At 35.3% G+C, this 13153-nt stretch carries 13 protein-coding genes; 7 read left to right on the top strand and 6 right to left on the bottom strand.

Going from position 1 to position 13153, the window contains the following annotated elements:
- Window positions 1-10: 10 nt before the first annotated feature.
- Window positions 11-916 carry a DUF6427 family protein gene (locus OMO38_RS16200; protein WP_264751229.1) on the bottom strand — a complete coding sequence of 302 codons (906 nt, stop codon included), beginning with the start codon at window positions 914-916 and terminating at the stop codon, window positions 11-13.
- 42 nt (window positions 917-958) lie between these two features.
- On the opposite strand from OMO38_RS16200, the gene OMO38_RS16195 reads away from it, so the two are divergent.
- A complete protein-coding gene (locus OMO38_RS16195) occupies window positions 959-1192 on the top strand; it encodes a DUF6341 family protein (RefSeq protein WP_264751228.1) in 234 nt (77 codons plus the stop codon).
- Window positions 1193-1261: 69 nt separating this feature from the next.
- Here the strand turns inward: OMO38_RS16195 and OMO38_RS16190 are convergent, their stop codons facing one another.
- The 5 genes from OMO38_RS16190 to OMO38_RS16170 form a co-directional block, all read right to left on the bottom strand.
- The gene (locus OMO38_RS16190) at window positions 1262-1699 is read right to left on the bottom strand and encodes a universal stress protein (protein WP_264751227.1); all 438 of its coding nucleotides are present in this window, start codon (window positions 1697-1699) and stop codon (window positions 1262-1264) included.
- A gap of 64 nt (window positions 1700-1763) precedes the next feature.
- Window positions 1764-2369, bottom strand: coding sequence for a fumarylacetoacetate hydrolase family protein (locus OMO38_RS16185; protein ID WP_264751226.1), 606 nt, complete (start codon window positions 2367-2369; stop codon window positions 1764-1766).
- A 300-nt stretch (window positions 2370-2669) separates the two neighbouring features.
- Window positions 2670-3071, bottom strand: coding sequence for a DUF2007 domain-containing protein (locus tag OMO38_RS16180; protein WP_264751225.1), 402 nt, complete (start codon window positions 3069-3071; stop codon window positions 2670-2672).
- Between the two features lie 3 nt (window positions 3072-3074).
- Entirely contained in the window at window positions 3075-3839 is a 765-nt protein-coding gene (locus OMO38_RS16175) for a 3'-5' exonuclease (protein ID WP_264751224.1), read from the bottom strand.
- A 105-nt stretch (window positions 3840-3944) separates the two neighbouring features.
- A complete protein-coding gene (locus tag OMO38_RS16170; protein ID WP_264751223.1) occupies window positions 3945-4673 on the bottom strand; it encodes a CDP-alcohol phosphatidyltransferase family protein in 729 nt (242 codons plus the stop codon).
- A 320-nt stretch (window positions 4674-4993) separates the two neighbouring features.
- Here OMO38_RS16170 and OMO38_RS16165 point away from each other — a divergent pair, with 320 nt between their 5' ends.
- The 6 genes from OMO38_RS16165 (at window position 4994) to OMO38_RS16140 (ending at window position 13049) form a co-directional block, all read left to right on the top strand.
- The gene (locus OMO38_RS16165; RefSeq protein ID WP_264751222.1) at window positions 4994-6922 is read left to right on the top strand and encodes an LTA synthase family protein; all 1929 of its coding nucleotides are present in this window, start codon (window positions 4994-4996) and stop codon (window positions 6920-6922) included.
- Window positions 6923-7150: 228 nt separating this feature from the next.
- Window positions 7151-7570, top strand: coding sequence for a DUF2147 domain-containing protein (locus OMO38_RS16160; protein WP_264751221.1), 420 nt, complete (start codon window positions 7151-7153; stop codon window positions 7568-7570).
- Window positions 7571-7679: 109 nt separating this feature from the next.
- On the top strand, window positions 7680-8663 hold the full coding sequence (locus tag OMO38_RS16155; protein ID WP_264751220.1) for a pyruvate dehydrogenase complex E1 component subunit beta: 984 nt from the start codon (window positions 7680-7682) through the stop codon (window positions 8661-8663).
- 106 nt (window positions 8664-8769) lie between these two features.
- Window positions 8770-10758 (top strand): KUP/HAK/KT family potassium transporter, encoded by a 1989-nt coding sequence (locus OMO38_RS16150; protein ID WP_264751219.1) that lies wholly within the window; start codon window positions 8770-8772, stop codon window positions 10756-10758.
- A gap of 77 nt (window positions 10759-10835) precedes the next feature.
- Window positions 10836-11309 carry a Fur family transcriptional regulator gene (locus OMO38_RS16145; RefSeq protein WP_047444463.1) on the top strand — a complete coding sequence of 158 codons (474 nt, stop codon included), beginning with the start codon at window positions 10836-10838 and terminating at the stop codon, window positions 11307-11309.
- Between the two features lie 3 nt (window positions 11310-11312).
- Complete coding sequence (locus OMO38_RS16140; RefSeq protein WP_264751218.1) at window positions 11313-13049, top strand: OstA-like protein; 1737 nt, start codon at window positions 11313-11315, stop codon at window positions 13047-13049.
- The last annotated feature ends 104 nt before the right edge of the window (window positions 13050-13153 follow it).

The following is a 13153-nucleotide window of genomic DNA, read 5'->3' as shown; positions in this document are numbered from 1 at the left end:
AATCTTTTTTTTAAAATAAATTGAAATGGGTACCTGCCTTAAAACCAACCAGACTTGCGATGATCACCCAAAGACTGACCTCCTGCATCCAGTACTTCGGTAAGAATCTGAGCATTCTGCTGATAATAATCGTTGCCGGAAATGCCAGAAGAAGCAGATATTCATAATTGGTATTCATGTACATGACGATACTTACCAGCTGTGCAAATGAGAATACAAGAAGGAAAGTATATTTGTACCGGCTTACCGGGCTTTTCTTATTATAATGTTTAAAGTGATCATAAATTGCATAAATCAACATCAGCAAAATAGGAATCAAAGGAAGAAGTTCTGCGTAATCGGTAATAAACCTCATTTTTCCAAACGGCAGATAATCAATATTCCAGTCGTTGAATCTCATAAAAAACATCAGTGAAAAGTAACTTAACGCAATCAAAGACATTCCTAAAAAGAATCTGAAAATATTCAGACCAATTCTCTCTGAGGTTACGATCAGGTGAATCAGCACAAAGAAAATCATCGGCCATGTTGTAGGCAGAAATACGAAATTAAGCGCTAAAATAGATCCTACCAGCACGTATGATTTTTTTCTTAAATCTTCATCAGTACTTGTAAGAAGAAGCAAAAGAAAAGAATTTGTCAGCAAAGCAACCGCAATTCCGATATCGGATTTCCCGGGATAAAGTCCGAAAATAAAAAATGTATACAGAAATAACGGCAGATGCGTCTGATAATTCAGCGCAATAGTATTAAAACAGAAATAACCTAACGCAATTCCTAAAAACGTAATAACCGCAATTATTGCTTCGTACGAGTTGAAATTCAGTATATTAAATATAATTACTACTAAAAGAAGAAAACCAATGTAAACAGGAATTGAAAAAATATTGCTTTCTTTTGAAAGTAATCTAAACATTTTTTATAAATTTGTGCAAAGTTAATTTAAAAAAGGAAAATAATGACGTCTTTCTTTCTATTCTTAAGTAGGGTTTTCAAATGGTCTTTTGGTTTTTTCGAAAACTTTGGAAACGTACTCAACTGGATTTTATTCTTAGTTTGTTGCGTACTATTTACATATTGGTGCTATGTCTTGGTGGTGACGCTTGGAGGGGACAAAGACAAAGAGTATTATTCTCCGACTGAGGGTAAAAACCCTTATTACGATCCTACGATCTACAAAAAAGAAGGTTAATTAATTGGTTATATAGTAAAAGACCGATCAAAGTTTTATTTGATCGGTCTTTTTATGCTTATAATTTGTCTAGTCATGAATTGGTAAAACCAAAACCGGTACTTTAGAATTTTTTGTAATTCCTTTGGTTAGGCTTCCTACAAAGACATCGTAAATTCCGCTTCTACCGTGAGAACCCATTACGATAAAGTCTGCATTTTTGGTGTCTGCATATTCCAAGATAATATCTTTGGCAATGCCCTGTTTCAACAGGTGTTCGCAATCAATATCGTGAGCAAGAATTTTTTGATTAATCTTGTTGAGCAACACAAGTTCTTCCCGGATTTCGTTTTCTTCAACCTCGGGAAAATACTGGTAACCCATATCTCCGATTGCAAAACCAATATCTGTAGGCGCTACATGTATTAAATTAAGCTTTCCGTTGACTTTCTTCGCAAATTCTATCGCTCCGTCTACTAGCTGATCTGTTTTTTCGCCAAAATCTACTGGCAGTACTATATTGATCATATTTTTATATTTTAATTTGTCTTTTAAAGATATGAAAATAATATAAAAAAAAACTGTTAAAAATTTATAATATTCGAATATCTAAAGCCTTTTCTTCCTCAAGATAAGCCTCCAGAATATCATTTTCATAAACTTTTCCTACCCCTTCAGGAGTTCCGGTGAAAATCAAATCACCAACTCTTAACGTGAAATACTGAGATACGAATGCGATGATATCATCAATCTTGAACATCATATCTTTTGAATTTCCGTGCTGTACTTTTTCTTTGTTTTTTAATAATGAAAACTGAAGATTTTTAAGGTCAAAATTTTCCTTTCTGAAGAAGTTTCCTACCACAGCAGAACCGTCGAAACCTTTTGCCAGTTCCCACGGAAGACCTTTAGATTTTAAATCGCTTTGCAAATCTCTTGCAGTAAAATCGATTCCCAAACCAATTTCTTCGTAATGTTTGTTCGCTGCTTCTTTCTGAATGTACTTTCCACCTTTTGAGATTTTCACCACAATTTCCAGTTCGTAATGAACGTCATTGGAAAATTCCGGAATATAAAAGTCATTTCCTTTCAAAACCGCAGTGTCAGGTTTCATAAAAATTACAGGCTTGTCTGGGATGGCGTTACCCAGCTCTTTTGCGTGTTCACTGTAATTTCTTCCGATGCAGATTATTTTCATTGTTATATTTTTATTTTTGTCGATGGTAATTCAGAAATATTAACTGAAATACCTGGGAACAATTTATTGAGCATTATTATTTTTAGGAGCTATTTCCAGCTCTCCACTATATCTTTTTTGGGAAGGCCTCCGCTTCGCTCTGTCCTCAACAAAAAAGGATGCCGTTGCGATCTGGGCTAGGGGTTTTGTCTGTTATTTTCACATTTGTGAATAACCATTCAAGTTTATCATTCCGTAGGAATCTGAGCGTATATTTAAAACACTATTTAGATTCTTTCAGAATGACAAAGTATGTTTTACTTACTCATGCGTAAACTCGTTCTCACAGTAATAACAAACGTATTTATCGCTTGAAAGCAGAGAAATCCCAAAGAAACTCGTCGAGCTGTCATCTTTATAAATATGATTCGAGCCACATTTCGGGCAGACAAAATCAAACTTCGGATTTTCAACGGTGTGTTCAACTTTCAGAGAGAACTTATTGTTTTCATGATAATCAATAAGAATTTTCTCGGCGGTTTTAAAATCATTCTCAAAAACCTGCAGTTGAATTCCGCCCAATGCTTGAGATAAAAGCCAGTCTGACTGAATGGTCTGCTCGTTGGCAATGAAACTCTGAATGTCGTTTTCAGCTAAGATCTGTTTATCTCTGTTGGCTTCGAGAGCGGTTTCGTAAAATTTGAACTTAACTAAATCATTCATAATTTAAAATTTACTTGACAGTTGAATTTTGGTGAAGACTTTCTTCGTGTATAGCGGAAAATCAGCATTCTGAAGCCATCCGTAATACCCAAGGTCTTTTTTGAAAACATCTTTCACACCCTGACCTTTATATTTTCCGAAGTTGAAAACCTCGATATTTTTATCATTAAATCCGATAAAACCTGCCAAATCAGCATTCTTATTATGAAAACTGAATTCACTTAAGGCATTAATCTCTTTCGGAACATCATCATATTTACCAACCTGGGCATCTAAAACTTCGAAAGTTGCCAAAACATCAGCTTCCGCCGAATGTGCATTTTCTAAATTTTTCCCACAGTAAAACTGATAGGCTGCACCCAGATTTCGAGGTTCCATTTTATGGTAGATAGTCTGTGCATCGACTAATTTGAATTTACTCAAATCAAAATCGAAATCTGCACGGAGCAATTCTTCCGCCAATAACGGAACATCAAATCGGTTAGAATTAAAACCACCCAAATCTGCGCCAGAAATCATTTCTACCACTTTAGAGGCAATTTCTTTAAAAGTTGGAGCGTCTTTCACGTCTTCATCATAAATTCCGTGAACTTCACTGGATTGTAAAGGAATGGACATTTCAGGATTTACACGCCAGGTTTTGCTTTCTCTTGAAGAATCAGGATTTACTTTTAAAATACAGATTTCAACGATTCGGTCTTTCCCGACGTTGATTCCGGTTGTTTCAAGATCGAAGATACAGAGAGGTTTATGGAGTTTTAAGTTCATTTTAAATTGCTTTTTGTTGCTGGCGATTGGCTTCTGGCTTTTTCACCTATGTTTATTTTATAGTTTGAAATGTGTTAATTTGAAAATGGGAAAACTTCCAGTTTTCTACTTTAATTGTTTTTGAAAGATCATTGAAATTAAAATGTAATATAAAATCACCAGAGGAATACCGACAGTTTTGAATATAATTAAAATAAGAATTACGCCAATCAATAGTGCTATTTTTGGATAGTTATCCTGTAGTTTCATTGATTTGAATTTCATGGCAATCATTTTAATTGGTGAAATTAGAAGCCAGGAAGAAATTACAGTTAAAAGTAACAAAATTTCAACGCTAAAATTGATGCTTAGTGTTCCAAACTGATTTCCTGATTGTAGAGTTTGAATAACGTAATAAATTCCAAAAATCAAAATTGTATTACTCGGCGTATTTAAACCTTTAAAATAATATTTCTGATCTTCATCCAGATTAAAAATTGCCAGTCTTAAACATGAGAAAAGCGTAATCAGAAATCCAAAATACTTGATTTCGAAAGGAAGCTGCATCCCTAAAAGTTCATTCCCGAAAGGTTCTAGCATTTTAAACATCGCAAGACCCGGAATGAAACCAAAACTTACCATATCCGCCAAAGAATCCAGTTGTGTTCCTAAATTGGAATTGGCTTTTAAAGCTCTCGCAACAAATCCGTCGAAAAAATCAAGTATCAATGACAGGATAATACAGATCGCAGTCGTCTGATAATCGCCATTAAGTAAATGGACAGCTCCGACGCAGCCTGAAAATAAATTCCCAAGAGTAATGGCATTTGCCAGATTGTTTTTAATGAAATTCATGAAAGCAAAATTACATTTTTTAAAAATTTTAACCTTAATTAATATGAACTAAAAATTACAATACTGTGAATTTAACTTAAATTTGCAGACCAATAAAGCCTCGTTAAAAGCACTGAAAAATAATAAACCACAAAAGTCGCAAAAGAAAATAGTGAAGGGAAAATCTCTTTAAACTTCAAAAAAGGTTTATAGCAAAGACTTCCTTTTTTGAGCCTCAAAGCATTCTCATATCTCTTAATAAACTGTTTTGACTTTTTTTTGTTTTAAAAGACTTTGAAAAGGCTCTAAATATTTTGAATAAAAAAACATCAATACCTAAAATGAATTTTTTTAAAGAATTTAGAAAGCAGGAAGTCCTGATTTTATGTTACAGGATTTTTTTGGCTTTTGTTTTTTATCAGTTTGCCAGATTTCTGTTTTGGTTTTTTAATAAAGATTTAATAAAAATAGATGGTGTTGCTGATTACCTGAGTCTGGCTTTCCATGGGATTGCGTTTGACCTTACTGCTATTTTGTATGTCAACTCACTGTTTATTCTGTTGAGCTTAATTCCGGTTATTGTTAATACGAAAAAAGTTTACCAGAAAATTCTTTTCTGGCTGTACTTTATCACCAACGGAATTGCATATATGATGAATTTCGGAGATTTTATTTATTACAAATTTTCTCAGACCAGACTGACTTCTGCCGCTTTTCAGGTCGCAAAACATGAAACCAATATTTTAAAAGTGTTTACAGTTTCTACCAAAGAACATCCATTTGTGATTTTTTGGTTCATTGCATTGATGGTGTTGTGGGTTTTTCTGTATAAAAGATTTAAAGTTGAGGAAAGAAAGCCGGCGAAACTCATTCCATATTTTATTCTTTCTGTGCTGACGATTTGCCTTTCCGCAGTATTAATCGTAGGAGGAATCCGTGGTGATTTCAAACACAGTACGCGGCCGATTAACCTTGTTGATGCCAACAAATTTGTAAAAACTCCGCTTCAGGGCAATGTTGTTCTGAACAGTACTTTTTCGTTTTTCAGAACGTTGGGAAGCAATAATTTCAAAGAGGTACATTTTGTTGATGAGAAATTTATCACTGAAAATATTGAGCCTTATAAAATCTATGACAGACAGGTTCCGGATAAACCTAATATTGTAATTTTTATTGTAGAATCTTTCGGCCGGGAATATTCCGGTGCTTTTAATAAAGATAAAAACATTAAAGATTATGTTTCTTACACTCCTTTTATCGACAGTTTAGCCAACGAAAGTCTGATTTTTCCGAACACTTTTGCCAACGGTAGACAGTCGATTCATGGGATGAGCAGTATATTGGCGGGAATTCCGAGTTTAACGGATGCTTTTACCAGTTCGCCATATTCTAACCAGAAAATTCAGTCGATCGTTTCGGTTTGCAACGAAATGGGTTACGATACATCGTTTTATCATGGTGCACCGAATGGATCAATGGGGTTTTTGGGCTTCGGAAATATTTTGGGTTTCAAACACTATTTTGGGAAAGACGAGTACAATCACAACGAAGATTTCGATGGAATGTGGGCAATCTGGGACGATCCGTTTCTTCAGTACTTTGCTAAAAATGTAGGAAAAACGAAACCCTTCATGGCAACGGTATTTACGGCTTCTTCGCATCATCCTTTCAAAATTCCTGCGAAATATAATGGAAAATTTAAAAAAGGAAATATTGAGATGCATGAACCGATGCAGTACACCGATTATTCAATTAAAAAATATTTTGAAACAGCTAAAAAGCAACCCTGGTTCAATAATACGATATTTGTTTTCACAGGAGATCATCCCAACCAGATTTATTATCCGGAGTATGAGAAAGCCATGAACCGCTTTGCCGTGCCGTTGATTTTTTATTCTCCGAATCCTCAATTAAATTTAAAAGGTGTGAATAATGAAGTTGCACAGCAGATTGATATTTATCCGACATTAGCAGATTTAATCGGCTACAACAGGCAGATAAGAAGCTGGGGAAGAAGTCTGGTGAGTGAAAAAAAGTATTCTCCACTGATCGTTAATTCTGACGGTTCTTCGGAGCAGTTCATTATCGGAAACTATATTTATCGCTTCGACGGTAAAGAAATTATTGGAATCTATGATAAAAATGATTTGGGCTTCGAAAATAATGTAATCGACAAAGTGAAAACTCCTGAAACCGAAAAAGGAAAACTTATTGCAAAAGCCTGGTATCAGGATTATATGAACAGGGTGATGAATAGAAAGCTTAATTAATTTAAAGGTCGCCAACTCTTCAAATCAGTCCTCAGACTAATATCTATGCTTTGGATAATAAAAATTCTTGCATTTTTAAAAATTATTTCTATTTTTAACTAATCAACATTTAAACAATCTATAAATAAAATTAAACTTATATAATATAAAATCGCGGGACTTAATAAGTTTAAAATACTTTTAAAGTACAGTGATTTCAGATGTCAAAAAATAAATAAAAATCTACTTATGAAAAAATTATTAGCAACATTCGTACTTTCTCTATTCAGCGTGATGTCATTTGCACAAATCGAAGGAAAATGGAAAACCATTGATGACGAAACAAAACAGGCAAAATCTATTGTTGAAATCTGGAAAAAATCTGATGGTAAATACTACGGTAAAGTTTCTCAGTTATTAATCAGACCGGCAAATCCAAATTGCGTAGGCTGTAAAGATGACCGTAAAGGAAAGCCAATTATGGGGATGGAAATCATCAGAGGCTTGGTGAAAGACGGCGATGAATTTACTGACGGAACCATTACAGATCCTAAAACCGGTAAAACTTACAAATGTACCATCACAAGATCTGGTGATAAGCTGAATGTAAGAGGTTATATGGGAGTTTCTCTTTTAGGCAGAACTCAGGTTTGGCAGAAAGTTAACTAATCAATTTAAAATAATATTAAATATTGGGCAACTCAGCAATGAGTTGTCTTTTTTATGATGTAAATAATAAATAATTACTATTTTTGTACTCTAAATTTTTCAAATAAATATGGCAGAATATACTTTTCGTGAAGTGATTGCGCAGGCAATGAGCGAGGAAATGCGTAAAGACGAATCCATTTTTCTAATGGGAGAAGAAGTAGCAGAATACAACGGTGCTTACAAAGCTTCTAAAGGAATGTTGGATGAGTTTGGTGCTAAACGTGTAATCGATACACCTATTGCTGAACTTGGTTTTACAGGGATCGCTGTGGGTGCTGCAATGAATGGTAACAGACCAATTGTAGAATATATGACGTTCAACTTTGCCCTTGTTGGGATCGATCAGATCATCAACAATGCTGCAAAAATCCGTCAGATGAGTGGTGGTCAGTGGAACTGTCCGATTGTTTTCCGTGGTCCTACAGCTTCTGCAGGTCAGCTGGGAGCAACACACTCTCAGGCTTTTGAAAACTGGTATGCAAACATTCCTGGTCTTAAAGTAGTAGTTCCTTCAAATCCTTATGATGCGAAAGGGTTATTGAAAACTGCAATTCAGGATAATGATCCTGTAATCTTCATGGAATCTGAGCAGATGTATGGAGATAAAATGGAAATTCCTGAAGAAGAATATTACTTACCAATAGGAAAAGCGGATATCAAAAAAGAAGGTACAGATGTAACTTTGGTTTCTTTCGGAAAGATTATGAAATTAGCAATTCAGGCAGCTGAAGATTTAGCTAAAGAAGGTATTTCTGTTGAGGTAATCGACTTAAGAACAGTTCGTCCTTTAGATTTCGATACCGTTTTAGCTTCAGTAAAGAAAACAAACAGATTGGTTATTTTAGAAGAAGCTTGGCCATTTGGTTCAGTATCTTCAGAGATTACTTATATGGTACAGCAAAAAGCATTTGATTATTTAGATGCTCCAATTAAGAGAATTACGACTCCGGATGCTCCTGCACCTTATTCAGCAGCATTATTTGCAGATTGGTTCCCGAAACTTGAAAAAGTGAAAGAGGAAATTAAAAAAGCAATGTACGTTAAATCATAGAAAAAAACTTCCGAAAGGAAGTTTTTTCATTTATACAATGTATCACTATTTGAGCTGAGGGTCATAAATTTAGTATACATTTGCGCTTTCAAAATAATTAGCTGACATGGCAGAAGTTACAGAAGGAGGTCATCATATAGACCTGAAAAAACTTTCATTTGTGGGAGTTCTTGTTTCACTGGGAATTGTTTTCGGTGATATCGGTACCTCACCGCTTTACGTAATGAAAGCGATTGTGAATGCAAGCAAAGATTCTACGATGCCTTTTGATGCTTATATCGAAGGCGCGATCTCGTGTATTATCTGGACGCTTACCCTGCAAACCACCATCAAGTATGTTATTATTGCATTACGGGCTGACAACAAAGGTGAAGGTGGGATTTTAGCTCTTTATTCACTCGTCAAAAAACTCAAGAAAAAGTGGCTATACGTCGTCGCTATCATTGGTGCTTCAACCTTAGTTGCCGATAGTGTTATTACGCCGTCTCTGACTGTAATGTCTGCCATTGAAGGTCTAAAAATTTACAATCCCGAAACTCCGGTTGTCGTTATTACTATTTTTATTTTATTTATTGTATTTGTCGTTCAGCAATTTGGTACGGCATCTATCGGTAAACTTTTCGGGCCTATTATGGTGACGTGGTTTCTTGCATTAGGAATTTTCGGATCTGTACATATTGTAGAGCATATTGAAATTTTAAAAGCATTCAATCCTGTTTACGCTTACAATCTGATTACCCATTCGCCAAGTGCCATTGTTATTATGGGAGCCGTTTTCCTTTGTACAACGGGAGCCGAGGCGCTGTATTCAGATCTAGGACACTGTGGTGCAAAAAACATTAGAGTAAGCTGGATTTTTGTAAAATTAATGTTGATTTTAAATTATTTAGGTCAGGGTGCTTGGCTTTTAACCAATTATAAACAGGTTTTTACAGGAGTTAATCCTTTCTTCGGAATTATGCCGGAATGGGCAGTTTTACCGGGCGTAATCCTGGCAACTTTGGCAGCAATTATTGCCAGTCAGGCGGTAATTACCGGTTCGTTTACCATGTTTTCCGAGGCTATGTCAATCTCATTCTGGCCAAACCAACATATTGAATATCCTTCAGGGATCAAAGGGCAAATGTATATTCCAAGGATTAACTGGGGATTAATGGCCTTGTGTTTCGGAGTGGTAATATTCTTTAAGGAATCCGGTAAAATGGAAGCTGCCTATGGTCTTACGATCACCATTACGATGTTAATGACCACGATATTATTGATCTATTGGTTAAGCAGAAGCCGTGTCAACAGAATTTTCATCATCGGTTTTGGGATGGTTTATATTTTCTTAGAATCAGGATTCTTCTATGCCAATGTTATAAAATTCATGGATGGCGGATGGCTGACCATGGTATTGGGAGGATTTATCGCAGTGTGTATGTACGCTTGGTATAACGGCAGAATGATTAAGGCGAATTTCATTAATTTCGTTAAAATTGATAAGTACGTTTCTATCATCAAAGACATGAAACTGGATGAAACCATTCCGAAGTACTGTACAAACCTTGCTTACCTAAGCCGTGCAAAGAGAAATGATGAGATCGAGGCGAAAATTATTTATTCGATCATTAAAAAACAGCCTAAGAGAGCTGATCATTATTTTATTTTAAGTATTGTGAATCAGGAAGATCCTTATACTTTTAAATACAGTGTCGACGAAATCTTGCCGGGGACTATCTATAAAGTAAATTTCCTTTTAGGATTTAAAGTAGACCGCAGAATCAATGATTATTTCAACATGGTTCTGAAAGATCTGATGGCAGAAGGTACCATTCCTTCACGAAGCAGTCACCCTTCTCTGAGAGCGCACAATATTCCGCCGGATTTGAAGTATGTGATTATTGATAACACCTATATCAACGATATTCTTTTAACGGTAAAACAGAAAATTACCCTAAGTTTATACAACTTTGTGAAGTATATCGGAAGTGATGATTTCAAAGCGTGGGGTGTCACGATGCACAACGTAGAGGTAGAATCTGCACCTTTGACTGAAGAGACTATTTCAGCAAACCGAATTCAGCAGTCTAATTTTAAGGGATATAATTTTTAGCAGATCAGCCGTACACTCTCTGAAGTGGTATATTGTATTTAAATAAAAATCGATAAATTTGTAGTATAAATTTTTTGATGGATACTTTACAAAAAGAAAAAAATATTACTTTAATTAAAGATGTTTTAAGAAATTACCTTTTAGAGAAAGGCTTTCGTAATACACCTGAACGATACACTATTTTAGAGGAGATCTATAATATGGATCACCACTTTAATGTAGATGACCTGTATCTTTTGATGATGCAGAAGAAATACCATGTTTCTAAAGCAACAATCTATAACACCATAGAGATCTTCTTAGATGCCGGTTTAATCCGTAAGCACCAGTTTGGCGAAAAAACGCTGACGTCATCTTCTTATGAGAAATCATATTTTGATAAGCAGCATGACCATTTGGTGATCTACAAAAAAGGTTCAGACAAGGAAATTGAAGAGATTATAGAGTTTTGCGACCCTAGAATTCAGGGGATTAAAGAGGCAATTGAAGAGGCTTTTGGCGTAAAAATTGATTCTCATTCGCTGTATTTTTATGGCACAAAGAATGACTAATCAATGAGAATATTTTTTTTTCTATTTCTCTTTCTTTCTACACTTACATTTGCGCAGGATAATCCAAAACCTGTGCAGAGGGATCCATTTTTACAGAATCCCGTTAAAAATCAACCACAGAAATCGAATCTTAATAACAAGGTGAAAATCATCAATGCTGATGAGATTAAAAAAGACACCAAGTATGACGGAAACAGATATTTAGTGGGGAATGTACAGATTGAGCATCAGGGTTCTATTCTTACAGCTGACCTGGTGGTTATGTATGATGCGGAAAACTTTGTGAAAGCAGTTGGAAATACAAGACTTCAGAATACAGATGGTTCGGTAATTACTGCTTCAGAAATGGAGTATGACGGAAACACTCAGAAAGGTGTTGCCAGAAAAAATGTAGTGCTGAACGATCCTAAAGGTACGGTGATAAAAACAGAAACTATGTATTATGACAGAGGTTCAAATCTTGCCTACTACAATACTGGAGGAACCATCAATGATGGAAAAAGTACAACCTACTCAAAATCTGCTACGTATAATCTGACCAACCGAACGATCAATCTGACTGATAACGTAAGAATTGAAGACAAAGATTATATCCTTGACGGAATTAATGTTGTGCAGAATCAGAACACCAATATTGTAGACATCAATGGCCCGACTACGATAACGAACAGAAAGAATCCTAAAAACAGAATCTTTACCGAAAAAGGAACGCACAACCTGAACACCAAAGAATCTTTCTTAAATAAAAATTCACGAATCAATTATAATGACAAGATTCTTACGGGGGATGTAATGTACTTTAATCAGCTTACCGGTTTTGGTACTGCCACCGGAAATGTTACTTTAGATGATCCTCTTGAGAAGAGATATCTTAAAGGCGGTTACGGTGAAATCTTTGAAAAGAAAGATTCGGCGATGATGACGAAAAGTCCTTACGCAGTTAAAATTCTTGAGAAAGATTCTATATATTTTGCTGCTGAAAAAATTCTTTCTTATCAGAAATTAGATTCTGTGAACATTAAAAAAAGTTATTTAAGAGCATTTAAAAAAGCCAGAATTTATAAGTCTAATGCTCAGGGTAGAGCCGATTCTATTGCTTTCAACGAAACCGACGGTGTGATGCATATGTATAAAGATCCAATTCTTTGGAGCGGTCAAAAGCAGGTAACCGGAGATAAAGTTGAGCTCTATTCAAATACACAGACTGAAAATATAGATTCTATAAAAGTCATCGGGAATGGTTTTGCTATCAGCAAAGCAGATTCTCTGAATATGAAAGACGAGTTTAACCAGGTAAAAGGTAAGCTTATGGCGGTTTACTACGAAGGTAAAAACATCAGAGACATCAAAGTAATAGGAAATGCACAGGCAATCACTTTTGATGATGATTACAACGAAAAGACCAAGCAGAATGAAAGATTAGGAATTACACTTTCCTCATGCGGTATTATTGGAGCATTTTTCGAGCAACAGGAGATGCAGATTATTTCCTGCAGTATTGGAGCGCTGTCTTCCACATATCCTATGAGTAAGATTGGTCCCGATAAAAAGAAATTCCCCGACTTCAACTGGAATACCAAAGACCGGATACGGAAGTGGCAGGATATCCTCGTCGATACTCCGAATTATGAGGAGATCAAATATGAATCTGGAGATGCACTGTTTAATCAGGCTCAGGAAATCATCGATAAGCAGAGAGCTGCTGAAGAAGCTAAGAAACCTAAAAGGGTTAGGAAATAAATATAAAGAGACCAGTTGTAAAGCTGGTCTTTTTTTTGTTGAGTGTTTTAAAGAAAGTGATTAAAATTCTTGATCGTTAATTCATTATAGTGAGCGTTTAATGG

The organism is Chryseobacterium kimseyorum (assembly GCF_025971945.1).
Taxonomy (GTDB): Bacteria; Bacteroidota; Bacteroidia; order Flavobacteriales; family Weeksellaceae; genus Chryseobacterium; species Chryseobacterium kimseyorum.
This window is presented reverse-complemented; position numbering and strand designations above follow the sequence as displayed.